Source organism: Simplicispira piscis (assembly GCF_054783455.1).
In genome coordinates, this window is sequence record NZ_BAAGQN010000006.1 from 174,839 (window position 1) to 200,745 (window position 25,907).

General features: G+C 63.3%; 26 protein-coding genes. 4 read left to right on the forward strand and 22 right to left on the reverse strand.

From position 1 onward, the window contains the following. Nucleotides 1-42: 42 nt before the first annotated feature. Nucleotides 43-1,209 carry a spherulation-specific family 4 protein gene (locus ACYVOC_RS02985; protein WP_461160831.1) on the forward strand — a complete coding sequence of 389 codons (1,167 nt, stop codon included), beginning with the start codon at nt 43-45 and terminating at the stop codon, nt 1,207-1,209. A 37-nt stretch (nt 1,210-1,246) separates the two neighbouring features. On the opposite strand, the gene hisA is transcribed toward ACYVOC_RS02985, so the two are convergent. From hisA to ACYVOC_RS03080, 19 genes are all read right to left on the reverse strand, one after another. Then, complete coding sequence (hisA, locus tag ACYVOC_RS02990; RefSeq protein ID WP_116004818.1) at nt 1,247-1,987, reverse strand: 1-(5-phosphoribosyl)-5-[(5-phosphoribosylamino)methylideneamino]imidazole-4-carboxamide isomerase; 741 nt, start codon at nt 1,985-1,987, stop codon at nt 1,247-1,249. A 101-nt stretch (nt 1,988-2,088) separates the two neighbouring features. Then, the gene (hisH, locus tag ACYVOC_RS02995; protein ID WP_116004819.1) at nt 2,089-2,757 is read right to left on the reverse strand and encodes an imidazole glycerol phosphate synthase subunit HisH; all 669 of its coding nucleotides are present in this window, start codon (nt 2,755-2,757) and stop codon (nt 2,089-2,091) included. Between the two features lie 52 nt (nt 2,758-2,809). Next, on the reverse strand, nt 2,810-3,433 hold the full coding sequence (hisB, locus tag ACYVOC_RS03000; RefSeq protein WP_116004820.1) for an imidazoleglycerol-phosphate dehydratase HisB: 624 nt from the start codon (nt 3,431-3,433) through the stop codon (nt 2,810-2,812). Continuing rightward, on the reverse strand, nt 3,430-4,536 hold the full coding sequence (hisC, locus tag ACYVOC_RS03005; protein WP_461160832.1) for a histidinol-phosphate transaminase: 1,107 nt from the start codon (nt 4,534-4,536) through the stop codon (nt 3,430-3,432). The genes hisB and hisC overlap by 4 nt, the downstream gene beginning before the upstream one ends. Nucleotides 4,537-4,588: 52 nt before the next feature. Further along, nucleotides 4,589-5,320 (reverse strand): PIN domain-containing protein, encoded by a 732-nt coding sequence (locus tag ACYVOC_RS03010; RefSeq protein ID WP_461160833.1) that lies wholly within the window; start codon nt 5,318-5,320, stop codon nt 4,589-4,591. Between the two features lie 59 nt (nt 5,321-5,379). Further along, nucleotides 5,380-6,966 (reverse strand): diguanylate cyclase, encoded by a 1,587-nt coding sequence (locus ACYVOC_RS03015; RefSeq protein WP_461160834.1) that lies wholly within the window; start codon nt 6,964-6,966, stop codon nt 5,380-5,382. 84 nt (nt 6,967-7,050) lie between these two features. After that, a complete protein-coding gene (gene hisD, locus ACYVOC_RS03020; protein ID WP_461160835.1) occupies nt 7,051-8,373 on the reverse strand; it encodes a histidinol dehydrogenase in 1,323 nt (440 codons plus the stop codon). Between the two features lie 30 nt (nt 8,374-8,403). Then, the gene (locus ACYVOC_RS03025) at nt 8,404-8,757 is read right to left on the reverse strand and encodes a hypothetical protein (protein ID WP_116004825.1); all 354 of its coding nucleotides are present in this window, start codon (nt 8,755-8,757) and stop codon (nt 8,404-8,406) included. Nucleotides 8,758-8,902: 145 nt separating this feature from the next. Further along, on the reverse strand, nt 8,903-9,568 hold the full coding sequence (gene hisG, locus ACYVOC_RS03030; protein WP_116004826.1) for an ATP phosphoribosyltransferase: 666 nt from the start codon (nt 9,566-9,568) through the stop codon (nt 8,903-8,905). Continuing rightward, nucleotides 9,568-10,836: a UDP-N-acetylglucosamine 1-carboxyvinyltransferase gene (gene murA / locus ACYVOC_RS03035; protein WP_116004827.1), complete on the reverse strand. Its 1,269-nt coding sequence runs from the start codon at nt 10,834-10,836 to the stop codon at nt 9,568-9,570. Before murA ends, hisG begins: the two co-directional genes overlap by 1 nt. A gap of 89 nt (nt 10,837-10,925) precedes the next feature. Further along, complete coding sequence (locus ACYVOC_RS03040) at nt 10,926-11,171, reverse strand: BolA family protein (protein WP_461160836.1); 246 nt, start codon at nt 11,169-11,171, stop codon at nt 10,926-10,928. Between the two features lie 90 nt (nt 11,172-11,261). After that, the gene (locus tag ACYVOC_RS03045; protein WP_116004829.1) at nt 11,262-12,017 is read right to left on the reverse strand and encodes an ABC transporter permease; all 756 of its coding nucleotides are present in this window, start codon (nt 12,015-12,017) and stop codon (nt 11,262-11,264) included. Further along, complete coding sequence (locus tag ACYVOC_RS03050) at nt 12,014-12,967, reverse strand: ABC transporter ATP-binding protein (RefSeq protein ID WP_461160837.1); 954 nt, start codon at nt 12,965-12,967, stop codon at nt 12,014-12,016. Before ACYVOC_RS03050 ends, ACYVOC_RS03045 begins: the two co-directional genes overlap by 4 nt. Nucleotides 12,968-13,314: 347 nt before the next feature. Next, a complete protein-coding gene (locus tag ACYVOC_RS03055; protein ID WP_116006139.1) occupies nt 13,315-13,596 on the reverse strand; it encodes an STAS domain-containing protein in 282 nt (93 codons plus the stop codon). Between the two features lie 13 nt (nt 13,597-13,609). Beyond that, complete coding sequence (locus ACYVOC_RS03060; RefSeq protein WP_461160838.1) at nt 13,610-14,248, reverse strand: MlaC/ttg2D family ABC transporter substrate-binding protein; 639 nt, start codon at nt 14,246-14,248, stop codon at nt 13,610-13,612. Between the two features lie 29 nt (nt 14,249-14,277). Next, nucleotides 14,278-15,066, reverse strand: a complete 789-nt coding sequence (locus ACYVOC_RS03065) for an MlaA family lipoprotein (RefSeq protein WP_116004832.1) — start codon at nt 15,064-15,066, stop codon at nt 14,278-14,280. Next, nucleotides 15,063-15,545: an outer membrane lipid asymmetry maintenance protein MlaD gene (mlaD, locus tag ACYVOC_RS03070; RefSeq protein ID WP_116004833.1), complete on the reverse strand. Its 483-nt coding sequence runs from the start codon at nt 15,543-15,545 to the stop codon at nt 15,063-15,065. The genes ACYVOC_RS03065 and mlaD overlap by 4 nt, the downstream gene beginning before the upstream one ends. 17 nt (nt 15,546-15,562) lie before the next feature. After that, nucleotides 15,563-16,345, reverse strand: coding sequence for a lipid asymmetry maintenance ABC transporter permease subunit MlaE (gene mlaE, locus ACYVOC_RS03075; RefSeq protein ID WP_116004834.1), 783 nt, complete (start codon nt 16,343-16,345; stop codon nt 15,563-15,565). Beyond that, nucleotides 16,342-17,175 (reverse strand): ABC transporter ATP-binding protein, encoded by an 834-nt coding sequence (locus ACYVOC_RS03080; RefSeq protein WP_461160839.1) that lies wholly within the window; start codon nt 17,173-17,175, stop codon nt 16,342-16,344. The genes mlaE and ACYVOC_RS03080 overlap by 4 nt, the downstream gene beginning before the upstream one ends. A gap of 378 nt (nt 17,176-17,553) precedes the next feature. Between ACYVOC_RS03080 and speD the strand changes: the two genes are divergently transcribed. From speD to ACYVOC_RS03095, 3 genes are all read left to right on the forward strand, one after another. After that, on the forward strand, nt 17,554-17,976 hold the full coding sequence (gene speD / locus ACYVOC_RS03085; RefSeq protein WP_116004836.1) for an adenosylmethionine decarboxylase: 423 nt from the start codon (nt 17,554-17,556) through the stop codon (nt 17,974-17,976). Nucleotides 17,977-18,119: 143 nt separating this feature from the next. Beyond that, nucleotides 18,120-19,061: a polyamine aminopropyltransferase gene (gene speE / locus ACYVOC_RS03090; protein ID WP_461160840.1), complete on the forward strand. Its 942-nt coding sequence runs from the start codon at nt 18,120-18,122 to the stop codon at nt 19,059-19,061. Between the two features lie 85 nt (nt 19,062-19,146). Continuing rightward, the gene (locus ACYVOC_RS03095; RefSeq protein WP_461160841.1) at nt 19,147-21,018 is read left to right on the forward strand and encodes a putative nucleotidyltransferase substrate binding domain-containing protein; all 1,872 of its coding nucleotides are present in this window, start codon (nt 19,147-19,149) and stop codon (nt 21,016-21,018) included. A 658-nt stretch (nt 21,019-21,676) separates the two neighbouring features. Here the strand turns inward: ACYVOC_RS03095 and ACYVOC_RS03100 are convergent. From ACYVOC_RS03100 to ACYVOC_RS03110, 3 genes are all read right to left on the reverse strand, one after another. After that, complete coding sequence (locus ACYVOC_RS03100; protein WP_461160842.1) at nt 21,677-23,860, reverse strand: 3'-5' exonuclease; 2,184 nt, start codon at nt 23,858-23,860, stop codon at nt 21,677-21,679. Further along, nucleotides 23,857-24,234: a response regulator transcription factor gene (locus tag ACYVOC_RS03105; RefSeq protein WP_461160843.1), complete on the reverse strand. Its 378-nt coding sequence runs from the start codon at nt 24,232-24,234 to the stop codon at nt 23,857-23,859. Before ACYVOC_RS03105 ends, ACYVOC_RS03100 begins: the two co-directional genes overlap by 4 nt. Then, nucleotides 24,231-25,907: sensor histidine kinase (locus ACYVOC_RS03110; protein ID WP_461160844.1), on the reverse strand; the 1,677-nt coding region annotated here is incomplete at its 5' end. The genes ACYVOC_RS03105 and ACYVOC_RS03110, both read right to left, overlap by 4 nt.

The window sequence follows — 25,907 nt, forward strand, 5'->3', positions numbered from 1 at the left end:
CCGGGCACAATCCCGCCAAAGACACCACCGCCATCACACACCATGCACCAAGCCCACACCCTTTTGCGCCTGTGCGCCCTTCCCTTGACCGCACTCCTGGCCTCCTGTGGTGGCGGTGATTCGGGCGAGACCCCGCCTTCCGTCATTGCCGTGCAGATCACAACGCCCAGCACAACCGACAATGTGTTTACGGTCGGCACGCCGATTGCGGTGCGTGCCAGCGCCACGGTCAATGGCACTGCGGTGGCCGATGGCACGGTGGTGCGCTTCTCGGTGCCTTCGGGCGTATTCACCCCCGCCGCACCCACCAGCCGCGCGGGGGCTGCTTCGAGCACGCTGACCAGCAGTGCGACCGGACGGCAGCAGATCAGCGCAACGGTCACCGAGGCAGGCCAGAGCGGATCGGCCACACAAACCATCTTTCAGCGCCCCCAGCCCGCGCGCATGGAAATACTGGTGCCGGCCTATTTCTACCCCTCCACAGGCTCTGCCTGGAATGCGCTGGCCGCCAGCGCCGCTGCCCATCCCTCGGTGGCCATCACGGCGATCATGAACCCCAACAACGGCATCTTCAACAGCGCCGACGCCAATTTCTCCCGCGCGACCACGCAGTTTGTCGATGCAGGCGGCACGGTACTGGGTTATGTCTACACCCGCTATGGCAAAGGCAGCCGCTCGACCACCGACATCAAGGCGAACATCGACAAGTACCTGCAGTTCTATGGGCGGGAGCGTATCAGCGGCTTCTTTCTCGATGAAATGGCGAGTGAGGCCTCAAAGCTCGACTTTTACCGAGAGATCTACCGCTATATCAAGGCCATCGACCCGAACCTGCGCGTGGTGGGCAATCCGGGCATGGTCCCTGCGGCCGAGTTTGCGGGTGTGGCCGACACCCTGGTCAGCTTCGAGGGCACGGCAGCCGAGTACCAAAAGTACGACCCGCGCACGCAAAACGCCTGGCTTTACACCTACGCCAACAAGGCGCAGGCCATGCTTATCCACAACACCGCAAGCTGCTCCGCCATGCAGACGGCCGTACAGGCCGCCGCCTCGGCCCGCAACAACGCAGGACTGGTGTATGCCACCGAGCGCGAGTTCAACTACACGACGGGCGTGGGCAACCCTTGGGCGGCGTTGCCGGTGTACTGGGAAGCCCTGGTGCAGACCGTGGACGCCGTGAACACCGGCGCGAGCCTGCCCCGGTGTTGAAGCGGGCGCAATCTGCGCCCTTTGGAAGCCAATCGGCCTAGCCGCGCAATTCGTCGGCGCGCGCCTGGGCTGCAGCAAAGTCGAGATCACCCGAATAGATGGCGCGCCCGCAGATCACGCCCTCGACACCTTCGCTCTCGACGGCGCAAAGTTGCTCGATGTCGCACATATTGCTGAGCCCGCCTGATGCAATGACCGGGATGGTGAGCGCCTGGGCCAGCTTCACCGTCGCCTCGATGTTGATGCCCGAGAGCATGCCGTCGCGCCCAATGTCGGTGTAGATGATGGATTCAACGCCCCAGTCCTCGAACTTCTTGGCCATGTCCACCACTTCGTGGCCGGTGAGCTTGCTCCAGCCGTCGGTGGCGACCTTGCCGTCCTTGGCATCAAGGCCGACGATGATGTGACCGCCAAAGGCCGTGCATGCGTCCTTGAGGAAGCCGGGGTTTTTTACCGCCGCGGTGCCGATGATGACGTAGCGCAAGCCGCCATCGATGTATTTTTCGATGGTGTCCAGGTCACGGATTCCACCGCCCAACTGCACCGGAATGTCGTTTCCCACTTCGCGCAGGATGGCCTTGATGGCGGTGTAATTTTTGGGTTTTCCCGCGAACGCACCATTGAGGTCCACCAGATGCAGGCGGCGCGCACCCGCATCCACCCATTTGCGGGCCATGGCGGCGGGGTCTTCGCCAAAGGTGGTGGATTGGTCCATATCGCCTTGCTTGAGGCGAACGCAGTGGCCGTCTTTGAGGTCAATGGCGGGGATGAGAAGCATGGTGGGTTCGGGAAAAATGGGGCTTCGACAGGTTCAGCCCAAACGGAGATAAAGGACGGGGAAACGAACTTGTAACGGCAGCGGGCGATGAATGCAAGCGATCACGGATTCCAGTGCAGGAAATTGCGGTACAGCTGCAAGCCATGCTCAGCGCTTTTTTCCGGGTGGAATTGCGTGGCGAAAATATTATCGCGTGCGATCGCTGCGGCAAAGGCGCCACCGTAGTCGGCCTCGCCCGCACAGTGGATCGCCTCCAGTGGCCGGGCATAAAAGCTGTGCACAAAGTAGAAGTAGCTGTTGTCAGGCACCCCAGCCCAGACCGGGTGGACTGCACCGCCATGGGCCAGCTGGCGCACCTGGTTCCAGCCCATCTGCGGCACCTTGTAGCGGCTGCCATCGGGCTGGATGCGGCCTGCCAGGTCAAATTTGAGCACCTCACCGTGGATCAAGCCCAAGCCCGGCGTGTCACCCTCGGCACTGTGGTCCAGCAGCATCTGCATGCCCACGCACACGCCAAACAACGGCTTGGTAGCGGCGGCCTCCAGTACCGAATCGCGCAACCCCGATTCGTGCAGCTCGCGCATGCAATCGGGCATGGCGCCTTGCCCTGGCAGCACGAGGCGCTGGGCAGCGCGCACTTCCTCGGGGCGCGAGGTGACGACCACCTGCCAGCCACTGCCCTCGGCGGCGGCCTGCACGGCCTGCGACACCGAGCGCAGGTTGCCCATGCCATAGTCCACGACCGCCACCATTTTTACTACTGAATTCATAGCTGCTAGCGCACACCAGATAAGCGGTTGAGCCTTATTTTATCTAAAGTTTTCAGAGCGACCCTTTGGTCGATGGAATGGTGCCGGCACTGCGCGGATCGCGCTCGACGGCGGCGCGCAAGGCCCGCGCAAAGGCCTTGAAGGCGGTTTCGCACTGGTGGTGTGCGTTCACGCCGCGCAGGTTGTCAATGTGCAGCGTAGCGCCCGCGTGGTTGACGAAGCCCTGGAAAAACTCGTGCGTGAGCTGGGTGTCAAACGCGCCGATCATGCCGCTGGTGAACGGAATGTTCAGCGCCAGGCCGGGGCGCCCCGAGAGGTCGATGACCACGCGCGAGAGCGCTTCGTCCAGCGGCACATAGGCATGGCCATAGCGGCGGATGCCCTTTTTATCGCCCACGGCACGCGCGAACGCCTGGCCAATGGTGATACCCACGTCTTCGACCGTGTGGTGGCCGTCGATGTGCAAATCGCCTTCGGCGTGCACTTCCAGGTCGATCAGGCCATGGCGTGCGATCTGCTCGAGCATGTGGTCAAAAAAACCAATACCGGTGTGCAGGCTGGACTGGCCCGTGCCGTCGAGATTCAGGCGCACGGTGATGCGCGTCTCGGCGGTATTGCGGCTGACTTCGGCCGTGCGGTCGGTGGTGGCGGAGGGTACGAGTGCGGAAGAGGTCATAGTGAGGCCTGGAGTGCTTGCAACATGCGCGCATTGTCCTCGGCAGAGCCGACGGTCAGGCGCAGGCAATTTGCCAGCATGGGATGCATTGTAGAAACGTTCTTGACGAGGACCTTGCGCTCGCGCATGGCAGTAAAGGTGCGGGCGGCGTCCTGGACGCGCACCAGCACCATGTTGGCTTCGCTGTCCCAGCATTTCAGAATGCCGGGCATGCTGCGCAAGGCGGCCAGCAACGCTTCGCGCTGCGCGCGCAGTTCGCGCGCCTGTTCAGCAAAAACTTCGGCGTGTTCCAGCGCAAACAGCGCTGCCTCGCAGTTGAGCACGCTCACGTTGTAAGGGGGGCGCACCTTGTCGATCTCGCCCACCAGCACCGCCGGGCCGATCAGGTAACCCAGGCGCACACCGGCCAGGCCAAACTTGCTGAGCGTGCGCATCAACAGCACATGGCCGTTGCGCGCAGGTTCTGCGCGGATGCGATCGAGCCAAGTGCGGCTGGCGAAAGGCTGGTAGGCCTCGTCCATGGCGACGATACCGCCGCATGCGCCCACGGCATCCACGATGCGCTGCACCACCGCCTCGTCCCACAGCGTGGCCGTGGGGTTGTTGGGATAGGCAATGTAGGTGATGGCCGGGCGGTGCTCGGCAATGGCAGCCAGCATGGCCGCTTCGTCTAGCTCAAAATCAGGCGTAAGCGGCACGCCGACAAAACCCAGTCCTTGCAACTGCGCGCTCATGGCGTACATGACAAAGCCCGGCACCGGCGCCAGCACTTTGGCGCCCGGCTGGGCGCAGGCCAGCGCCAGCAGGGTGATAAGTTCGTCCGAGCCATTGCCCAGCACCAGGGCGCAGTCGGCAGGCATGCCTACATGGCGCGCCAGCGCGTGCTGCAAGCGCGCCACACCCTCGCCCGGGTAACGGTTGAGCGGCAATGCGCCCAGGCGCTGGCCCAGCGCGGCCTGCAATGGAGCAGGCAGGCCGAAGGGGTTTTCCATGGCGTCCATCTTCAGCAGACCATCAGAGCTTTGCACCACATAGGCGTGCATGGTGCGCACATCGGGACGGATGCGCTGCAACGCCGGGGAAAGGGATGTATCGGATGTCATCAGTCGGTCACTCCGTCAAAACAAAGGCGAATGTCCAAAATGCGGCCAAGCATCAAGCTGCGGCAAAGTGCACGCTGCACGGGTGGGCTACCTGCACGCCGCCGTACTGCTCACCTTCGGGCAAGTGCAGCGACAGCAATGCTGCGCAGCCGCTGTGCTGCGCAGCCGCCAGCGCCAGGCAGTCACCCCAGGCCAGGGTGTGGCGTGCCTGCAGCGCCCACGCAGTCTCCAGCGTGGCGGCGTCGTTCTGCCAGGGTGTCCAGCTGTTGTAGCGGCGGATGGCCGCCCGCGCATCGCCCTGTGGCAGGGGATGCTGGGCGCGGCCTGTGACAGATTCATAGAATTCAGTCAGACCTTGCGTGCTGACACGGCCGGTGCGCTCGCGCCAGAGGTGGTCAAGTCTGTTCAGCACCTGCGTATAGAGAGCGCCCGCTGAGGTGTCTTCGGCGGCGACCAGCACCGAGGTATCTACAAACACCAGCGCGTCGGTGGCCAACGCTGGCGATGGCTGGTTCGGCACCGTGGCTGCGTTGCTGCGGGCCAAGCTGACGCTGCGTGGCGCCTCGGGGGGCATAGCGGTGACCTGTGCGTCGTCACCCGTCGAGCGCCAAGTGCGCTCGTCGGTGCGCCAGGCAAGGTAGGCACGCTCATAAGCGTCCTCGCGGCGCTGCATTTCACCCAAAAAATCTCCCACCATGCGCGAAACACTGCTGCCGCGTCGCGCAGCTTCGATGCGCGCCCATTCCAGCACGTTGTCATCGACGGTGATGGTGAGATTCTTCATAGTAACTATTCTACACGAAATTCGTGTCGCACGAATTTCGTGTTGCGCGAAATTCGTGTCTACAGCGTCACGGGCGTAGAAGAGAGTACCGTCGAACGCACGTTATTGCGCCCCGCCTGTTTGGCGGCGTAAAGCTGGGCGTCGGCACTGGCCAACAAGTCCGGCGCACCGTATTCACCGCCTTGCAGGCTGGCAAGGCCAATACTCACCGTCAGGTATGGAATATCGGCTTGGGGGTTGGGCAGATCAAGTTCCGCCACGCCGGCACGAATGCGCTCAGCCACCGCACGGGCGTTTTCAGGGTCAGTGTCGGGCAGCAGACAGGCGAACTCCTCTCCGCCATAGCGTGCCACCAGATCTGTGGCGCGGGCGACACCGCGTTCAAGCGTGCGGGCGACGGCACGCAAGTAGTCGTCGCCCACGGCATGGCCGAAGTGGTCGTTCACGTGCTTGAAGTGGTCCACGTCGATCAGCAGCAAGCTCAAGGGAGCTCCTGTGCGCCGATGGATTGCATGTTCGCGTGCCAGCACCAGGTCAAAGTGGCGCCGGTTGGCCAAGCGGGTGAGTCCATCGGTCTGGCTCAACCGCTCCAGCTCCTCATTGGCGGCCTGCAGTGCCTGTTGCTGCGCCAAAATTTGTGCATGGCTGGCGGCCAGGCGCAGGGACAGGTTGCGGTGCTTGCGCAGCGCTACGTACGACGCCAGGGCCAGCAGTGCCGCAGCAAGGCTGGCCGCCAGCAGCAAAGTGCGCTGGCTGCGCTGCGCCACATAGCGCTCCATCAACAGGCGTTCGCCCACTTCGTGCGCTTCCAGGGATGCAGAAATGTCCATGACCGCCAGATAGCGGTCCAACACCGCAACGACGCGCTCATGCTCTGGTGTACGACTGAAATAGAAACTATAGGCGCGCGGGAATTCACTCAGGGTCTGAATGATTTCCAGATCAAAGAGATCATGCCGGTAACGCTCTTGCGAAAAGAAATCGGTGTTGAAAACGGCCACATCGATCGCGTCACTGCGCAGTGCCTGAAAAAGGCCCTTGCCGACCACCGATGCATCGAAGCTGTGCAACTGGGATGCAGGCACGATGTCCCGCAAAATGGGTTCGAGCGCCACACCACCGATGAAGCCCACGCGGTACTGCGCCAGATCGGTGCTGGCGCCCACAGACAGACGCCGCCCCTTGCGGGCGATGACGGCATATTGGCTTGCGTAATAAGACTTCGTGAAAATGCCCTTGCGCGCGCGCTCAGGCTGGTGGCTCAGGGGGACGAACACATCGGCACGACCCTCCTGCACCTGCCGAATTTTCTCGGCAACCGTCAGTTCCTGGCGGGTGATGAATTCGTAGCGCAAACCGGTCTGCTGCGCCATGAAGCACAGCACATCCGGGCTGATACCGGTGTAGGTATCTCGGTCTTTTTCATACTGCGCCATCGGCGGAGCGTTCACGGCAAAGATGCGCAGGGGCGGCAAGGCGCGCAATTGGGCGCGCTCCTGTGCGCTCAGTTCCACGGGCACGCGCAAACGGATGCGCTGCGCGCCGTCACAGGGCATGGCCGAGGCGGCCTGGGTCGCAAGGGCTGTGCATGCCAGCAGGCACAGCCCAGCCCAGATGCAGCGCACAAAGACCAGGGCACCCAGCATGTGCACTATCAAAAGAGAAGCACATTGCGCATGCTGTGCATGCCCTCGTGGCAATTTTCGTGAAAATTCACGATACACATGAATCTATGACGGGTTCCGGCTCAACCGCATCTCCGCGGCCTGCGCATGCGCCTGCAGGCCCTCGCCATAGGCCAGGGTGGCAGCGATCGGGCCCAGCACTTGCGCACCGGCCTTGCTCACTTCGATGAGGCTGCTGCGCTTTTGGAAGTCGTACACGCCCAGCGGCGAGGAAAAACGCGCCGTACCGCTGGTGGGCAGCACATGGTTGGGGCCGGCGCAGTAGTCGCCCAGGCTCTCGCTGGTATAGGCACCCAGGAAGATGGCGCCCGCGTGCTTGAGCAGCGGCTCCCAGCGGTGCGGTTCGTGGCTGGAGATTTCGAGGTGCTCGGGCGCGATGCGGTTGGAAATGTCGCACGCCTCTTCCATGCTGCGCGTATGGATCAGCGCCCCCCGGCCGGTCAGGCTCTTGGCAATGATCTCGGCGCGCGGCATGGTGGGCAGCAGGCGGTCGATTTCGCGCTGCACGGCGTCAATGTAGGCCGCATCCGGGCACAGCAGGATGCTCTGCGCCAGCTCATCGTGTTCGGCCTGGCTGAAAAGGTCCATGGCCACCCAATCGGCGGGCGTGCTGCCGTCGGCCAGCACGAGGATTTCGCTGGGGCCCGCGATCATGTCGATGCCCACGGTGCCAAACACATGCTTCTTGGCGCTGGCCACGTAGGCGTTACCAGGGCCGGTGATTTTGTCTACCTTGGGCACGGTCTGCGTGCCGTAGGCCAGCGCGGCCACGGCCTGCGCACCGCCGATGGTGAAGGCGCGCGTGACGCCGGCCACGTACGCGGCGGCCAGTACCAGCGGGTTTTTCTCGCCTTTGGGTGTGGGCACGACCATGATGATTTCGCCCACACCGGCAACGTGCGCCGGAATGGCGTTCATCAGTACGCTGCTCGGGTAAGCCGCTTTGCCGCCGGGCACGTAGATGCCCACGCGGTCCAGCGGCGTCACTTTCTGGCCCAGCAGGCTGCCGTCCGCATCGCGGTAACTCCAGCTCTCGCCGCAGGCCTTCTTTTGGGCCTCGTGGTAGCTGCGCACCCGTGCGGCGGCGGCCCGCAGGGCATCGCGCTGGGCGGTGGGAATGGCGTCAAAAGCGGCCTTGAGTTCGGCCTGCGTCAGCTCCAGCGCCTGCAGCGTGGGGGCTTGCAGCGCGTCGAACCGGGCGGTGTATTCGAGCACGGCGGCATCGCCACGCTTGCGCACGTCGGCCAGGATGTCGGCCACCCGCTGCTCGATGGCGGCATCCTGGTCGGCCGACCAATGCAACCGGCTCTGAAAAGCATTTTCAAAATCGGCACTCTCGGTGCGCAAACGAACGGGTGTGGCTTTCATGGCTCTCTATCGAAAATTAAAGGCGGAGGTTTATTCGGTGTCGGCCGATACGTCGCCTGTCTTGCGGTTGTAACGCAGCGTGATCTTGTCCAGCTCACACAGGTTGAAACCCTCCCATTCGACCTCAGATTCGTCGTCCGTGAACACGACTTTGATGTCCTGTACACAATGCTTGGTATCACCGAACTTGAACTTGCGCGCCTGGCTATTGAGCAACTGGTTGTCGCCCAAACGGTCTTTGCCCCACTTGTCCATTTTCGTGGGCGAGATATAAACTTCATTGAGTGCATAACCCGTGCGGTTGACAAGCGTGAAGTCTGCATCTGCAGCACCGGCAACACCGGTCACAGCCAATACACCGATCAAAGCAATTTTCTTGAACATACGATCCCTGAAGTTTTTGAATTTACTGTTGCATTCAGACACGAATTTGCCTGAGGCAAGCGCATTGTCGTAGGGAGATCAGTCGGCCCAGTCTGGGGGTGGCGAATAATTTACTGAACGCCCTTGCTCAAGCGGTTCTCAGGGTTCAAGGTTCAGGACGAATGGCGGAGGCAAACGCATCAATGATGCGGCGCAGCGGTGCCTGCTTGAGCTTGAGCGCCGCCTGGTTGACCACCAGGTGCGAGCTGATGTCCATGATGCGCTCGACCTCCACCAGGTGGTTGGCCTTGAGGGTGTTGCCGGTGGACACCAGATCGACGATGGCGTCGGCCAGGCCAGTGAGGGGCGCCAGTTCCATGCTGCCGTAGAGCTTGATCATGTCCACATGCACGCCCTTGGTGGCAAAAAAATCGCGGGCGATGGCGGTGTACTTGCTAGCCACCCGCAGGCGGGCGCCCTGGCGCACGGCGTTTTCGTAGTCGAAGTCGGAACGCACGGCCACACTCACGCGGCAGCGCGCAATGCGCAGGTCCAGCGGCAAAAACAGGCCCGAGCGCGCGGCACCGCCCCATTCGGCGCTGTGCTCGATCAGCGTGTCCTTGCCGCACACGCCCATGTCGGCGCCGCCGTACTGCACGTAGGTGGGCACATCGGAGGCGCGCACCAGCACCACGCGCACATCAGGCTGGTTGGTCGCCAGAATCAGCTTGCGCGATTTTTCAGGGTCTTCCAGCACCTCGATACCAGCAGCGGCCAGCAGCGGCATGATCTCGTCGAAGATGCGGCCTTTGGAGAGAGCAAGCGTAATCATCAGATTCTTTCAATGTCTGCGCCCAGGCCGCGCAGTTTGGCTTCCATGCAGTCGTAGCCGCGGTCGAGGTGGTAGATGCGGTCCACCACGGTCTCGCCCTCGGCCACCAGCCCGGCGATCACCAGACTGGCCGAGGCCCGCAGGTCGGTGGCCATGACCGTTGCGCCCGAGAGGCGGGGCACGCCCTCGGACACCGCCAAGCGACCATCGACCTGGATGCGCGCACCCAGCCGCACCAGCTCGTTCACATGCATGAAGCGGTTTTCAAAAATAGTTTCGGTGACCGTGGCCGTGCCCTGTGCCACGCAGTTCAGCGCCATGAACTGGGCTTGCATGTCGGTGGGAAAGCCTGGGTATTCGGTGGTGCGAAAACCCTGCGCACGCAAGGCCGCAGCACCTGGGCTGCGCACATGGATGCCGCCCTGCGCGGCCTCAACGGTGGCACCAGCTTCGCGCAACTTTTCGATCACGGCATCAAGGTGGTCCGCACGGGCATGGCGTAAAAAGGCGTCACCCCCGGTGGCCGCCACAGCGCACAGAAAGGTACCGGCCTCGATGCGGTCGGCCACCACCGCATGCTCGCAGCCGTGCAACTGTTCGACGCCCTGGATGCGGATGCGGCTGGTGCCATGGCCTTCGATCTGCGCGCCCATGGCGATCAGCATTTCGGCCAGATCGGAGATCTCAGGCTCCTGTGCGGCGTTTTCCAGCACCGTCTCGCCCTCGGCCAAACTGGCGGCCATGAGGAAATTCTCGGTGCCGGTCACGGTGACCATGTCGGTGGTGATGCGTGCGCCCTGCAGGCGCGTGCGGCCCTCGGGCAGGCGGGCAATCATGTAGCCGTGTTCGACCACAATGTCGGCGCCCATGGCGGTAAGGCCCTTGATGTGCTGGTCCACCGGGCGCGAGCCAATGGCGCAGCCGCCCGGCAGCGATACCGTGGCCTCACCAAAGCGCGCCAGCAGCGGGCCGAGGGCCAGCACCGAGGCGCGCATGGTCTTGACCAGCTCGTACGGCGCTTCGGGCGTATTCAGGCCACTGGCATCAATGCGCACGCTGCCATCGTCGCCGCGCTCGGCCACCACGCCCATGTTGCGGATGAGCTTGAGCATGGTGTTCACATCCTGCAGCCGGGGCACGTTGCGCAGCACCACCGGCCCGGCCGTCAGCAGCGCGGCACACAGCTCGGGCAGGGCCGCATTCTTGGCGCCCGAGACCGGCACCTCGCCCTGCAAGGGGCGGCCACCGCGGATGAGGAGCTTGTCCATGGTCAGCAATTCAAAATATGAGTAAAAACAGGCCCTAGAGCCCACCTATAAAGCGCTGCAAGCTATATTTTTAATAGCATACGAGTCGCTCAGCGCTCTGCCTGGGCCGCCCATTCGGCGGGGGTGAAGGTTTTCATGGACAGGGCATGCACCTCATCGGTCTGCATCTTGCCGCCCAGCGTGGCATAGACGCGCTGGTGGCGTGCAATGGGGCGCTTGCCTTCAAATTCGGGCGAGACAATGGTGGCGTACCAGTGGCGTCCATCGCCTTCGAGCGTGATGTATTCACAGGCCAGGCCCGTGCTGATGAGGTTGCGGATCTCGTCGGCGGTCATGTCAGGTTCCCAGGAAAAACAGCCTGCGCCCTATCGGCCTGCAGGCAAAAAACAGCGGCACCGGGCCGCCCATGGAGTACAGCACACGGGTCATGAGCGAATCTTGTACCCGGTGCGCAGCAACTGCAGGGCCAGGGCACTCACGCACAGCCAGGCCGTGCCGACGATGCCCAGGCTGAGCCAGGGCGAGGCATCGCTCTGGCCAAAAAAGCCGTACCTGAAACCATCGATCATGTAGAAAAACGGGTTCAGGTGGCTCACTGCCTGCCAGAACGGTGGCAGTGAGCTGATGGAATAGAAAACGCCCGAGAGAAACGTCATGGGCACGATGATGAAGTTCTGGAAGGCCGCCATCTGGTCGAACTTGTCGGCCCAAAGCCCGGCAATGATGCCCAGCGTGGCCAGCAGCGCCGCCCCCAGCAAGGCAAACACAATGATCCACAGCGGCGCCGCCAGCTCGGGCAGTGCAAAAACCAGCGTCACCAGAAAAACCCCCAGCCCCACCACCAGACCGCGCAGCATGGACGAACCCACATAGGCCACAAACCACGCGCGGTGCGACATGGGCGTGAGCAGTTGGAACACCAGGCTACCCATGATCTTGCTCTGCACCAGGCTGGATGAGCTGTTGGCAAAGGCGTTTTGCAACACGCTCATCATCACCAGGCCGGGCACCAGGAAGGAGACGTAGTCGATGCGGTCGTACACCTTCACATGGTCTTGCAGCACGTGGCCAAAGATCAGCAGGTAGAGCACGGCGGTCAGCACGGGGGCGCCGACCGTCTGGAAGCTGACCTTCCAAAAGCGCAGCACCTCCTTGTAGAAAAGCATCTGCCAACCGGTCATACGTGCTCCAGTGGCTGCAGGGATGCGCCAGCAACTTCCTCGGCGGCCGCTGCGGCGGCCATGACGTTGAGAAACACATCCTCCAGGTCGGAACGGCGGATCTCGATGTCCTGCACCTCGACACCGGCCTCACGCAGCATGGCCAGATAGTGCTCAATGTCCTGCGCATCATTGGCCGCCAATTGCACCACCCGCCCCGTCACACGGGCCTGTGCGGCCAGCGCGTCAGGCAAAGCGCTGTCGGTCTTGAAGACCAGCACATTGCCCGAGGCCGCCTTGAGCAGTTCGCTGGTACGGTCGAGCGCCACCACGCGCCCGTTCTTGAGCATGGCAATGCGCCCGCACAGGGCCTCGGCTTCTTCCAGGTAGTGCGTGGTCAGCAAGACGGTATGGCCTTGCTTGTTCAGCTTGGCAATGAAGTGCCAGAGCGTCTGGCGCAATTCCACATCGACCCCGGCCGTGGGCTCGTCCAACACGATGATGGGCGGCTTGTGCACCAGCGCCTGGGCCACCAGCACACGGCGCTTCATGCCGCCCGAGAGCTGGCGCATATTGGCCTGGGCCTTGTCGGTCAGACCCAGGTTGGCGAGCAGTTCATCGATCCAGTCGTCGTTGTGGCGCACGCCGAAATAGCCCGACTGAAAGCGCAGCGCCTCGCGCACACTAAAAAAGGGGTCAAACACCAATTCCTGCGGCACTACGCCCAGCTTGCGCCGGGCCTGGGCATAGTCCTGCTGAACATCGCTGCCTTGCACCAGCACGCGGCCAGTGCTGGCACGCACCAGGCCCGCCAAAATGCTGATCAGGGTGGTTTTACCCGCACCGTTGGGACCCAGCAGGCCGAAAAACTCGCCTTCCTCGATGTCCAGGCTCACGCCGCTGAGCGCATGAAAAGAGCCCCGGGGCGTGGAATAGGTCTTGGAGACGGATTGGAAGGAGACTGCAGGCATGTGAGACAGCGATTTTACGGCCTTGGCCCTAAGAACGTGTTCAATGTCTTTTGGAGTCGCACAAGTACCTTTTCGGGATGGGATGCAAGGCGCAGTGCGCCGTCCATAGCCCGGCTATGGACAAGCGCTGCAACGCCGCAGACCGCCCGAAAAGGAACTTGCCCCAAGGGTTGGAGTGAAATCGGGCGATTGGGCGCCCCATCTGCTGGCATGGGCACGAGCCCGTGCGGCGCATCTGGGCCACCCACTCATCCCGATTGCACTCCAATGCGATCTACCAAAAGACATTGAACACGTTCTAAGGGGCTATCCAAGGCTGCCATGCACCGCCACGGGCCATGGGGGCATCACGCCCCAGCGGCCTGCGCGGGGAGCAAAGATTCCACGCCGTACAACGCAGCCATTCCCGCCAGTGCCGGGGGCAAATCCTTGATGGCCAGGGTTTTGTGGCACGCCAGCGCCTCGCGGCGGCATTCGAGCAACACGGCCAGCGCCGAACTGTCGAACACCCGCAGCGCACCGGCATCGATGACCCAGTGCAATGCCGGGCCCGCACGCAACCCCTGCAGCAGCGGCTCAAGCACGCCGCTGGCTTGGCGGTGCGTCAGTTCAACCGGCAAGGCCAGCACCGTGTCCATGCCTTCAGCCCTTGGCGTTGCTTTGGTTGCGCGCGGTCAGGGCGTCGATCAGGCCGTCGATGCCCTTCGCATTGATCTCCCGGGCAAACTGGCTACGGTAGGTTTCCACCAACCAGGCTCCCAGCACATTGAGGTTGTAGATTTTCCAGCCCGTGCCCTCGCCGGGGGTTTTCTCCAGCCAATAATCGAGCTGCACCGGATCCCCCCGGCCGCGCACCTCGGTGCGCACCAGCACGTCCTTGTCCTGCGGGCTGGCCCGCAGCGGCTTGACGTGGATGGTCTGGTCGCTCACCTGCGCCAACGCCCCGGCGTAGGTGCGCACCAACAGGGTCTTGAACTCGTCCTGCAAGCGCTTTTGCTGCTCGGGGCTGGCTTTGCGCCAGCCTGGGCCGACAGCGGCTGCGGTCATACGGCGGAAGTTCACGTTCGGCATGATGGTTTTGTCCACCAGCGCAATGACTTTGTCGAGCTCGCCCGCCTTGATGGATTTGTCGGCACGCAGCGCATCCAGCACTTCGGTAGACAGCCGCTGCACCATCACATCGGGCGCCTCGTCGGCGGCGTGCACCACGCCGGCCCCGGCCAAAGCCCACACGGCAACCAGACTGGCTGCCAAGCGCCCCAAATAACGTCGTTTGATCATTCTTTCCTCACTTCAACACGTGCCCGGATTCACTCTTGCGGCTCGGGGGGCAGTCGGCCATCATCACTGCCGGGCGCAGCATCACGTCCAGCGGCTTCAGCAGCACGCTGGCTGCGCACTTGCAGGAACACGTCGCGCGTAAAGCTGTATTTGTCCAGTGCAGCACCATCCAGCACCTCGCCGGCGCGCAGCAGGTTTGCGCGGGTATCCACCACACGCAGGGCATACAGGCTGTTGCGGGCCGACACGGGGTCGACCTGGCGCACGGGGTTGCCCCGCATATCCACAGGCAACGCCAGTGTGTCGCGCACGGTGGATGGCCCCAAGATGGGCAGCACCAGATACGGACCGGGCGGCATGCCCCAGCGCCCCAATGTCAACCCAAAGTCCTGCTTGTGCCGTTCCAGCCCCATCTCGCTGGCCACGTCCAGCACGCCGCCCAGACCCATGAGGGTGTTGATGCCCACACGGAAGAAACTGGACAACGCGCCCTCGGCCCGCAACTGCAGCGTATTGTTCACAAACGACCACGCATCACCCAGATTGGAGAAGAAGTTGCTGACTCCGGTGCGCACCGGCGCAGGCGTGGCCTGCTGGTAGGCCGTGGCCACTGGTTTGAGGACAGCCGCATCCACCGCATCGTTGAAGCGCGTCATGCTGCGGTTGTAGGGTTCCAGCGGGTCGTCCGGATGGGCCTGAGGGCCGCTGGCGCAGCCCGCCAGCAACAGAGCGCCCAGGACCAGGGCGGCGGCCCGGCTGGCGCCCGTGGCATGTTTTTTTTCAGGACGCTGCGCGCCCTTGGTCATCGCGGTGGTCATTTGCTGCTGTCTGCTGCGGGCACGCCTTCGGCGGCCTTGTTAAAAAGAAACTGGCTGATGAGATTTTCCAGCACGATGGCAGATTGCGTTGCGGACACCGCATCTCCTGCCGCCAGATTGTGCTCGTCGGCTCCTGCCTCGATACCAATGTACTGCTCACCGAGCAAACCACTGGTGAGAATCTTGAGCGAGCTGTCTTTCGGGAAAGCATAGCGATCCTGCAATTGCAGGGTGACACGGGCCTGGTAAGTCTTGTCATCAAACGTGATCGATTCCACACGCCCTACCACCACGCCCGCGCTGCGCACAGCCGCCTGGGGCTTGAGACCCCCGATATTGTCAAAACGCGCCGTCACGCGGTAGCCCGTCTGGAAGTTCAGCGTCAGCAGGTTGGCCGACTGCAATGCCAGAAAAACCAGCGCCACCACGCCGAGCATGACGAACAGGCCGACCCAGACATCGTTCTTGGACTGCTGCATCGTTCTTCCCTTTTCCTTCAGATACTGAACATCAGGGCCGTGAGGATGAAATCCAGACCCAACACCGCCAGCGACGCCACCACCACGGTCCGCGTGGTCGCCCGCGACACGCCTTCAGGCGTGGGCCGGGCCGTGTAACCCTGCAGCAGCGCCACAAAGGTCACCGTGAAACCAAACACGACGCTCTTGACGACGCCATTGCCCACGTCACTAAAAACATCCACGCCACCCTGCATCTGGCTCCAGAAAGAGCCGCTGTCAATGCCGATCATGCCGACCGCAACCACCCAGCCACCGACCACGCCCACGGCACTGAACACCGCCGCCAGCACCGGCATGGCCACAATGCCAGCCCAGAAGCGCGGCGCGAGAATGCGGCGCTCGGGGTCGACCGCCATCATCTCCATGGCGCTGAGCTGCTCGCCCGCGCGCATCAGGCCGATCTCCGCGGTGAGCGAGGTACCGGCACGCCCGGCAAACAGCAGCGCAGTGATCACCGGCCCGAGTTCCCGTAGCAAGCTCAGCGCCACCAGTTGCCCGAGCGCTTCGGTCGAACCAAAGTCCTGCAAGGTGTAATAACCCTGCAGGGCCAGCACGAACCCGACAAAGAGGCCCGACACAGTGATGATGGCCAGCGAATAATTGCCCAAAAAATGCACCTGATCGCGCACCAGGCCCGGGCGTTGCCACACCGCCGAAAACAATTTCAACAATCGCCCGAACAGGCGCGCGCCCAGGCCGATATCAGCCAGCTTGCAGCGCACGGCAAAACCCAGATCGGAGGGGCGGTACCAGCTCATGTCGCCCCCCCGTCCAACGGGCCGAAATCCTGCGCCACATCGGGCCCCGGGTAATGGAAGGGCACGGGCCCCACGGGCAGCGCATTGACAAACTGGTGCACCAAAGGGTCGATACTGTGGCGCACCTCGTCGGGAGTGCCCTGCGCCGCAATGATGCCCGGCCCCAGGATGACCACATGATCGGCCAGCTTGAAAGTGGCTTCCAGGTCATGCGAGACAAGCACAGTGGTGAGCCCCATGGCGTCATTGAGCTGGCGGATGAGTTGCGCCGCCGTGCCCAGCGAGATCGGATCCAGCCCGGCAAAAGGCTCGTCGTACATCACCAGCTCCGGGTCCAGCGCGATGGCCCGCGCCAACGCCACGCGACGCGCCATGCCACCAGAGATCTGGGCGGGCATGAGATCGCGTGCTCCGCGCAGGCCCACAGCGTGCAGCTTCATGAGCACAATGTCGCGCACCAGCGCTTCGGACAGATCGGTGTGCTCACGCAGTGGAAAAGCGACGTTCTCGAACACACTCATGTCAGTAAACAGCGCGCCAAACTGGAACAGCATGCCCATGCGCCGCCGTGCGGCATAAAGCTGCGCCCTATCCATGCGCCCGACATCCTTGCCGTCGAACAGCACCTCGCCCTGCTGGGCGCGCTGCTGACCGCCAATCAGGCGCAACACCGTCGTCTTGCCTCCGCCCGAAGCGCCCATGATGGCCGTGACCTTGCCCCGCGGCACCGCCAGCGACAGCCCACGCAAAACCGGCTGCGCGCCGTAAGCAAAATGGACATTGCGCAGCTCGACCAAGGGATCGGGACAGTGTGGGGAGGTGAGAGACATGGGCGAAAACGCAGGCGCCAAAGGCGTACAATCATATAAGGGATTGCCCTATGGGCCTGTCGACCCCTTTTTTACCCGTGCAATCCCAGAGCACGCCACATGATTTTGGCCGACCCGGGCACCGCCCAAAGTGCTCCGCACCAAAAAAGCTATAATTTCAGGTTCAGAAAAACCGCTCGCCCGGCCGGGCGGATTGCTGTCAGCGTTGCATTGGCGTCATACACGTACAACGGAACGAGGGCGCGGCAAGATGGCCGGCGACGCTTCTCCCATTCCCCCACGTGCCCACCGCCTGCAACACACCGGGCGGCAGACGTGGCTTGCATTCCATGGTCTGCCGATTTTTGCCCACCTCGCAAAAAGGGAGAAACCGCACCCATGAAAACGCTATGCCCCGTGCCACCCACGCTCGCCCCTGTCGTCGCATCACCCAAAGCACGCAATGCCACGGGCCTGCACCTGATCGGCGACCTCTATGGCTGCCTGTGTGACAGCCGCCTGATGCACGATGCAGAGTACCTGGAAGATTTTTGCAAAGCCCGCGTGGCAGCAGCAGACCTGACTTCGGTGGGTAGCCTGTTCCACAGCTTTGGCGAGGGCGGCGGCGTGACCGGCGTGGTGGTGCTGGCCGAATCGCACCTGTCGATCCACACCTGGCCCGAATCGGGCTACGTGACCGTCGATGTCTACGTCTGCAACTACTCCACCGACAACCGCCCCAAGGCGCAAAAACTGTTCAACGACATCCAGGCGGCCTTCAACCCGGCCGACCCCCATCTGCACCGTGTCGAGCGCGCCTGAAATGGAACACCCCCTGAGCCGCCTTCCCCCTCCAGGGGGACGACGCCCTTGCTGTGGGGCGGCCCTTGCTCGGCGTCCCTCGCCTGGGGCCGCGCCGTTTGCATGGGCTGCATACGACGCGCACGGCAGAAAGGAACGCTGACATGTCCGAACCCCGCTACATGGCCGAACGCCTGACGCCCGATTTCGGTTTCTACCTGCGCGAGAGCACCCGGGTGGCGCAAAAGCAGTCCCCCTGGCAACACATCGAGGTGTTCGACAACGCGCTGTTTGGTCGCGTGATGCGCATCGACGGCTGCTTCATGACCTCCGAGCGCGACGAATTTTTCTACCACGAGCCCATGGTGCATTTGCCGGCCATCGCCCATGGCGCGCCGCGCAGCGCGCTGGTGGTGGGCGGTGGCGATGGTGGCGCTGCCGAGGAATTGCTCAAGTACCCGAGCATGGAGCGCGTCCTGCTCGCCGAACTGGACGCAGATGTCGTGCACATGGCTCGCGAATGGCTGGGCAATATCCACCATGGTGCACTGGATGACCCGCGCTTGGAAGTCCGCCTGGGTGATGCGCGCGCGTTGATCGAATCGTGCACCGAACGCTTTGATCAGATCGTGCTTGACCTGACCGACCCGATCGGCCCGGCACTCGATCTCTACACCGTCGAGTTCTATGCCGCCTGCCGTCGTGCCCTGAATCCGGGCGGTGTGCTGTCACTGCACCTGGGCTCGCCCATCCATCTCCCGGAGTCGATGGCGCGCATCGCTGCGTCGCTGCGCACGGCCTTTCCCATCGTGCAGCCCTATCTTCAATATGTGCCTCTGTACGGCACGCTGTGGTGCATGGCCATGGCCTCCTGCGACACGGATCCTGCCGCGCTGAGCGCAGCCGAAGTGGATGCTCGCATCGCCGCGCATGGACTGAAGGATTTGCAGCTTTACAACGGTGCCATGCACCATGCGCTGCTGGCACAACCCAACTTCGTGCGGGAACTGCTGCAGCGCCCGGCAAAACCCATCCACACGGGGGGCACGCTACAAGAGGCCATCGACCCCCACACACTGCCTGCCGTCACGGTCATTCCCGGTTAGGCACAGGGCAGGATCAACCCCATGGGTGGAGCCTGCCCACTGCTGCAACAATGGGTGCATCCATCCCCACTGGTGCTGCATTGCCATGAACCCAGAATCGTCTTCCGCCCCGGCCACCGTCCTGCAGGCACTGGCCCGGCACCGCATCTGGAGCCAGCTTGAACCGGCCGTGCTGGCCACGCTGGCGCCCCAGTGGGAGCAGACAGAAGCCAGCGTAGGCACGTCCCTGCGGCCGCAGGGCCAACTGCACAACCGCACCGGGCTCATCCTGGACGGCATGGTGGATCTGCACGATCCCGATCTGGACATCGCTGTGCACCTGCAGCCGGGCGACATGTTTGGCTTTGGCGCCACACCGGAACAACACCTGTCCACCTGGCAGGCCACCGCTGCATCCGATTGCCGCATTGCGTGGTTGGACGCAGAAACCGTGGCCGCCCTGTGCCGCGAGCACGGTGCATTGGCCTATTTTTTCCCCTCTCTGCCTGTCGCAGGGCAAGCCAGTGCTGTGCCGTCGCCCGACGCGGGCGTGCATCTGAACCTGCTGGCCACCTCGGTGCGCGCGCTCATCAAACGTGAGCCCATCACCCTCGCGCCGGAAACCTCCATTCGCGCAGCAGCGCAGCAGATGTGCGAACTGCGGGTCTCGTCCGTGCTGCTGGTACAACAAGGCCACCTTTTCGGCCTGGTGACCGATCGTGACCTGCGCAACCGCGTGGTGGCACAGGGCCTGGACATTGATCGCCCGGTCTCCGACATCGCCACGCTGGCCCCCTTGACCATGCAGGCACCAAGCCCGGCATTCGAGGCCCTGCTGCTGATGGCACGGCACAATATCCACCACATGCCCGTGATGGACGGCACACGCATCGTCGGCATGATCACAGCCACTGATCTGGCCGAGCAGCACAGCACTTCGCCGGTCTATCTTGCGGGCGACGTGTACAAGCAGACGAGCGTCGAAGGACTCGCGCGCACCAGCACCAAGATACGCCCCCTGCAACAGCACTTGGCCGCCGCCGATGCCAGCGCCTACAGCACGGGCCACATCATCACCACCATCACCGACGCCATCACTACGCGCCTGATCCATCTGGCACAAGCCCAGTTGGGGCCAGCCCCCGTGGACTATGTGTGGGTAGCGGCCGGTTCACAGGCGCGCAGCGAGCAAACCGCCAAATCCGACCAGGACAACTGCCTGGTGCTGGACGACCGCTACGATGAGGCAGCGCACGGCGAGTACTTTCGCGCCTTTTCACGCTTTGTCTGCGACGGGCTGGCCGAATGCGGCTACATCCACTGCCCCGGCGAAATAATGGCCATGACCGACAAATGGCGCCAGCCGCGCGCGCGCTGGGCGCAGTATTTCCAGCAGTGGGTGGACACCCCCGAGCCCATGGCGCTGATGCTGACCTGCGTGTTCTTTGACCTGCGTGCCATCCACGGAAAGACGGAGCTGCTCGACTCCTTGCGCCAGGAGGTGCTGCACCGCACCCGGGGCAAAAGCCTGTTTCTGGCGCACATGGTCGGCAACGCACTCAAACACCGCCCGCCACTGGGGCTGTTTGGCACCATCTCGCGCATCCGCGGTGGCGAGAATGCCGGCACCATCGATCTCAAACACAGCGGCATCGTGCCCATCGTGGACCTGGCGCGCGTCTATGCACTGGCCGGTGGCGTGGCCGCGGTGAACACCCACGACCGCCTGGAGCAGGTGGCCCAGGCCGGCGAAGTCAGCCCGCAGAGCGCACGCGACCTGCGCGATGCGCTGGAGTTTCTATCCAAGCTGCGCATCGACCACCAGGCACGGCAGATCACCCAGGGGCAGGAGCCCGACAATTTTCTGGCGCTGGAGGAGCTGTCCAACTTCGAGCGCAGCCACCTCAAGGAAGCCTTCTCGGTAGTGCAAACGCTGCAGGGGGTGCTGGGGCAGCGGTATCAGACGGGGAGGTATTGAGTATTTTTGGGATCTAGCGCTTATGGGGCAAGCGTTAGTAGCTATTATTTTAATAGTTACTGGCATGCCTTTGCAGCGGGCGGAGGCCGGGTCTCGCCCCGGCGGGCGAGGTACTTATTCTTTGCTTCGCCAAAGAAAAGTACCCAAAAGAAAGGCGACCCTGCTGTCTGCGACCCCTGCGCTGCGCTACGGGGCAACCTGCGGTGCGCGCCGCAGGCGCATACAGAAGGGATGGGAGTCCAACATCCACACGGGCCATCGCTGCGCTCGGCCCAGGGCCTGGGGCCGAGCGCAGCGATGGCCCGTATCGGACTTCCAACCCCCTTCTGGCTGCGCCTGCGGCGGGGTGCTTGCGGGGTGGCGGGTGTGCCGCAGGACACACCCGCTTCGTGATCTGACTCGCCGCATTTGTCTGAACGCAGCTGCGCAGCAGCGTAGTGAGTTATGCGGCGCACCCCGCAAGCACCCCGGCGCAGGTTGCCCCGCAGGGGCCGCAGGCTGTGGGGCGCGTTTCTTTGCCTCCTTTCTTGTCGCGCACAAGAAAGGAGGTCGCCCGCCGGGGCGAGTCCCGGCCTCCGCCCTCCAAAAAAGCACCTCGAAAACTATCAAAACAATAGCTACCTGCGCTTAACCTATAAGCGCCAGAGCCAAAAAACACTCAATATTTCAACCGCGCGTAATACGTCTTCTGCGCCGCCTCACGCGCCTGTCGCAGGGTATGTATGCCCTGCGCCTGCAGCAGCGGAATCAGCCGCAACCAGATCTCTGCCGTCACCAGCGCATCGCCCAGCGCCGTGTGGCGCCCCAGCACGGTCACATTGAATCGCTCGGCGATGGCTTCCAGGCGGTGGGAATCCTGGTGCGGATGCACCACTGCCGATAACAGCAGCGTGTCCAGCACCGGCTGGTGAAAAGCAATGCCCGTGGCCTCTTCTTGCAACTGCAGAAAACGCATGTCAAAGGCCGCGTTGTGCGCCACCAGCACAGTGTCCTGCGCGAACGCATGGAACACCGGCAACACCTCGCCAATGCGCGGCTTGCCCACGACCATGTCTTCGGTAATGCCATGAATGGGAATGGACGCCGCAGGGATACCACGCCCGGGGTTGACCAGTTGCTCGAAGCACTCTTGCCGCAGCAGCTTGCCATTGACGATACGCGCAGCCCCGATCTGGATGATGGCGTCGCCCTCGGAGGGGTTGAGCCCCGTGGTTTCCGTGTCGAACACGGTGTAGGCCAGTTCGGACAGGGGCCGGTCGTCCAGCGCACTGCCCTGTTCAGCCATCTGGAACAGGTCGAAGTCGTAGTACTCTGGACGGCTGTAATCGCTCTCGCCCAACTCCGCATCGACCACGCCTTGCACGCTGGCCAGGGGCAGCATGAAACGGAAAAAAGCCTGGTGGCGCACCCGTTCGCGCTCGAACCACATCTCGCCGCCGTGCCGCTCGATCACATCGCGCACGGTGAGCGGACTGCGTTCGTTGCCGAAGTACATCGAGTCCATTTCCCAGCTCATCACGGTCTCATTGCTCATGGCCTGGCCGCTCCAGACCAGATCGAGCTGGGCGTGCGCACCTGCCGCCTGCAGCCGCAGCTGCAGAAAGCGCACCTCGAATTCATCCACCAGCCGGTGGGCCAGGTAGGTCAAGGCCTGCAGCAGGGTATAGCTGTCCACCTTGAGCCACAGGCTGGTATCCACCGCATCCAGGGTGACGGGGCAAGTGCAGTGGGCTGCAATCTGGCGCTGGGCAGCAGCGGCCAGGTCGGCGCCCAGCATGTCCTCCATGGGCCAGCGGGTCTTGAGCCGCTGCGTGGCGCGCTGCGCCAGGTCGGTGATGCGTCGCCCCATGGCGCCCACCTCGTCACGCACCACGCCCAGAAAGCGCTCACGCATGGCGGGCTCCAGATCGGAGTAGCCCAGCATGTCCACGGCGGCCTGGATGTTGGCCAGCGAAGCGCGGCTGCCTTCGGTCAGCCCGTGCAGCAGTTGGTCGCGTGCGGCTTCTTCCTCGACGCTGGCGGTGACGTTGTTGAGCATCAGCACAAAGCCGCTGACGACGACCTGCGCCGCGTCGCCTGCCACAGTATCGCTGCCGCCGGAACGCACCGGCGCCACCTGCACGCGCAGCAACTGCCCGCCCTGCGTGGTGGTGACAAACTGGGCCGACGGGCTGGCCACGCCCCGCACCATGCTTTGGTGGATGCGCTCCAGTGCATGGGCCAGCAACTGCCGGTCAAAGACGGCATAGATGGAGCGGCCAATACCCACCAGTTCCGTGCCATCGGCCAGGCCGGGCTCTTGTGACAGGGCGCGAAACTGCTGGCGTGCGCGCTGGTTGTAGAGCAGGATGCGCCCATCGCGGTTGCACACCACCACGCTCTGGTTCAGCTCGGCCATCAAGGCGGCCAGGCGGTCTTTTTCCTGCTGCACACGCACACTCGCCTGCGCCACCTGTTCGGTCATGTCGCCGCGCAATTGGTCGCGCTGTGCGGCCAGCTCATTCACGGCGCTGGCCAAGGCCTGCATTTCTGCCGTGCCCCGGGGCTTGAGTTTCTGGGGCGTCGTAGCGGCCAGCACCACCCGGGTCTCCTCCAATAGCTGGTAAGGCGCCCCCACGTAGCGGCGGTGCAAGACACGCAGAACGCCCGCCACCAGGCCCAGCCCGATCAGCCAGCCCACCGCCACCAGGGCGGTGCGCTGCGCCAGCACGTCGCCCACGGCCATACGCTCGTCCGGCGACAGCGTAGACCAGACGATGACCGACATCAACACCAACCACAGGGCCATGACCAAGCCAGAAGCCACGATGGCCCACACCAGGCGGGGGTCTACTTTTCTCATGCCGGCGCATCCCCCAACAGCTCGGCCACCTTCTGAACCAGTTCGCGGGTAGAGAAGGGTTTGGTCATGTAGGCATTGGCACCCAGGGCCAGCCCCTTGGCAAGATCGGTCTCGCGGCCCTTGGCCGTCAGCATCAATATCTTGGTGGCCTGCAGACTCTCGTCGGTACGCACGGCCTGGCACACCTCAAAACCCGACTTGTGCGGCATCATCACATCGAGCAGCACCAGCGCGGGCCGCTCCCGCACGATGGTGTCGAGCGCTTCCTGCCCATCCCGGGCCACCACCACGGTGTAGCCTTCGCGCTGCAGCAAATATTCCAGCGAGATCACGATGTTGGGCTCATCGTCGGCAATCAGTATCTTGTATGTCATGGTTTTTTGTCTCCGCAGGTGGGGGCGTCCAGGGGCAGCCAGAAGCAGAAGCACGCACCTGCAAGGCCTGTGGGCTCCAGCCATAACCGGCCGCCAAAATGTTCTGCAATGTGGCGACTGATCGGCAGGCCCAGGCCTGTTCCGTGCGCCACCTGGACACCGATATCGGTCTGGTGAAAACGGTCAAAAATCATGGCCTCATGGCCTGGCTCTACCCCCGGACCATTGTCCTGCACGCACACGGTAACGCCCTGGTCATCGTGCACCAGCCGTACCTGCACCTGCCCGTCGATGGGCGGCACAAACTTTGCGGCATTCGAGAGAAGATTGAGCAGCACCTGGAGAATGCGGTCGGGATCCGCATGGAGTGAAGGCGCCTGATCTGCCAGCTCTAGCTGGACATGGGCAGAGCGCTCCCGGAACACCTCGGCCGTGGTGGCCACTGCCCGCTCCACGAGAGCGCGCATATCGACCTGGGCTACATGCCATTCCGCATGGCCCGATTCGATTTTGGCCATGTCCAGCACCTGGTTGACCAGGCGCGTCAGGCGCTCTGTCTCGGCCACGATGATGCCCACAAACTGCTGGCGCTGGGTGGCCGACATATCAACGTCGTCCTGCATCAACTCGGCCAATGCACGGATGGACGTCAGAGGCGTGCGCAATTCGTGCGTGACCGAGGACATGAAATCGTCCTTGAGCCGGTCCAGGCTTTGCAGCTGCTCATTGGCAGCGCGCAGATCTTCGGTGGCACGTTCCAGTGAGCGCGACTTGCCCTCCAGCGCACGCGAGTAGGCGCGTATCTGGGAAGCTTCATCCAGGATGCGCAGTACATCGCTGGGTGAGAGGGTTTCCTCCTCGGCCACCGAAGCCACCAGCGCGCGGGCCGATGCACTGCCCACGGCGCCGGCCAACTGGGTTTCAACAAACTGCACCAGGCGTGCGTCGGGCCGCAGGGCTTGCACCGAGCCTGCGCCCATGCGCAGCGCATAGGCCTCGAAAAGCGGCCGCGCCTTGGCTCCCCCCAGAAAACGCTCGCACAGGCGCAGCAGATCTTGCGTATTGGCCCGCCCGCGCCAGAACACGGGGCTGGAGGCCGCTGTGCGCTGGAACACATCGACGAACAACAAGGCCTGACTGGCTTCACGGCCTGAGGGCACGCGCCACAGCGAGACACCCACATAGGCCACACCATTGACCAGCATGCTCCAGAACAGCGAGTGTGTCAGGCCGTCAAACCCCTGCAGGCCCAACAACTGTTCAGGCCGCAGCCACGCCAGCCCCCAAGGGCCCTGGGCAATGAAACCGGTATCGAGCCAACCCGACTTCGCAATCGAGGGCAGCATCAGGGTATAGGCCCACATCAAAAAACCTGCCAACAGGCCTGCCAGGGCGCCCTGCCGGGTGCCGCCCTTCCAGTACATGCCGCCCAGCACTACCGGTGCAAACTGCGCCACGGCGGCAAAACTGATGAGCCCGATGCTCACCAGCGCATAGGCTTCACCTGCCAGATGAAAGTAAACATAGCCCAGCACCAGCACACCCAGAATGGATGCCCGCCGTATCCCCAAAAGCACGCGCGACAGGTCTTGTCCTTCGCTGCTGCGCAGGTGCCGCCAGCGCAGCAGCAAGGGCAGCACCAGTTCATTGCTGACCATGATGGACACGGCCAC

Coding starts and splice junctions, on each gene's coding strand:
- ACYVOC_RS03105 (WP_461160843.1), bottom strand. CDS start 24,234: ATGACATACAAGATACTGATTGCCGACGATGAGCCCAACATCGTGATC.
- hisD (WP_461160835.1), bottom strand. CDS start 8,373: ATGAAAGCCACACCCGTTCGTTTGCGCACCGAGAGTGCCGATTTTGAA.
- ACYVOC_RS03025 (WP_116004825.1), bottom strand. CDS start 8,757: ATGTTCAAGAAAATTGCTTTGATCGGTGTATTGGCTGTGACCGGTGTT.
- ACYVOC_RS03095 (WP_461160841.1), top strand. CDS start 19,147: ATGAACCCAGAATCGTCTTCCGCCCCGGCCACCGTCCTGCAGGCACTG.
- ACYVOC_RS03015 (WP_461160834.1), bottom strand. CDS start 6,966: ATGCTGGGTGCCCTGGTCTTTGTGCGCTGCATCTGGGCTGGGCTGTGC.
- ACYVOC_RS03100 (WP_461160842.1), bottom strand. CDS start 23,860: ATGAGAAAAGTAGACCCCCGCCTGGTGTGGGCCATCGTGGCTTCTGGC.
- hisH (WP_116004819.1), bottom strand. CDS start 2,757: ATGAATTCAGTAGTAAAAATGGTGGCGGTCGTGGACTATGGCATGGGC.
- murA (WP_116004827.1), bottom strand. CDS start 10,836: ATGGACAAGCTCCTCATCCGCGGTGGCCGCCCCTTGCAGGGCGAGGTG.
- ACYVOC_RS03060 (WP_461160838.1), bottom strand. CDS start 14,248: ATGATCAAACGACGTTATTTGGGGCGCTTGGCAGCCAGTCTGGTTGCC.
- speD (WP_116004836.1), top strand. CDS start 17,554: ATGAAAACGCTATGCCCCGTGCCACCCACGCTCGCCCCTGTCGTCGCA.
- ACYVOC_RS03010 (WP_461160833.1), bottom strand. CDS start 5,320: ATGAAGAATCTCACCATCACCGTCGATGACAACGTGCTGGAATGGGCG.
- hisC (WP_461160832.1), bottom strand. CDS start 4,536: ATGACATCCGATACATCCCTTTCCCCGGCGTTGCAGCGCATCCGTCCC.
- ACYVOC_RS03050 (WP_461160837.1), bottom strand. CDS start 12,967: ATGCCTGCAGTCTCCTTCCAATCCGTCTCCAAGACCTATTCCACGCCC.
- ACYVOC_RS03045 (WP_116004829.1), bottom strand. CDS start 12,017: ATGACCGGTTGGCAGATGCTTTTCTACAAGGAGGTGCTGCGCTTTTGG.
- ACYVOC_RS03080 (WP_461160839.1), bottom strand. CDS start 17,175: ATGTCTCTCACCTCCCCACACTGTCCCGATCCCTTGGTCGAGCTGCGC.
- ACYVOC_RS02985 (WP_461160831.1), top strand. CDS start 43: ATGCACCAAGCCCACACCCTTTTGCGCCTGTGCGCCCTTCCCTTGACC.
- hisB (WP_116004820.1), bottom strand. CDS start 3,433: ATGACCTCTTCCGCACTCGTACCCTCCGCCACCACCGACCGCACGGCC.
- hisG (WP_116004826.1), bottom strand. CDS start 9,568: ATGATTACGCTTGCTCTCTCCAAAGGCCGCATCTTCGACGAGATCATG.
- hisA (WP_116004818.1), bottom strand. CDS start 1,987: ATGCTTCTCATCCCCGCCATTGACCTCAAAGACGGCCACTGCGTTCGC.
- speE (WP_461160840.1), top strand. CDS start 18,120: ATGTCCGAACCCCGCTACATGGCCGAACGCCTGACGCCCGATTTCGGT.
- ACYVOC_RS03065 (WP_116004832.1), bottom strand. CDS start 15,066: ATGACCACCGCGATGACCAAGGGCGCGCAGCGTCCTGAAAAAAAACAT.
- ACYVOC_RS03040 (WP_461160836.1), bottom strand. CDS start 11,171: ATGACCGCCGACGAGATCCGCAACCTCATCAGCACGGGCCTGGCCTGT.
- mlaD (WP_116004833.1), bottom strand. CDS start 15,545: ATGCAGCAGTCCAAGAACGATGTCTGGGTCGGCCTGTTCGTCATGCTC.
- mlaE (WP_116004834.1), bottom strand. CDS start 16,345: ATGAGCTGGTACCGCCCCTCCGATCTGGGTTTTGCCGTGCGCTGCAAG.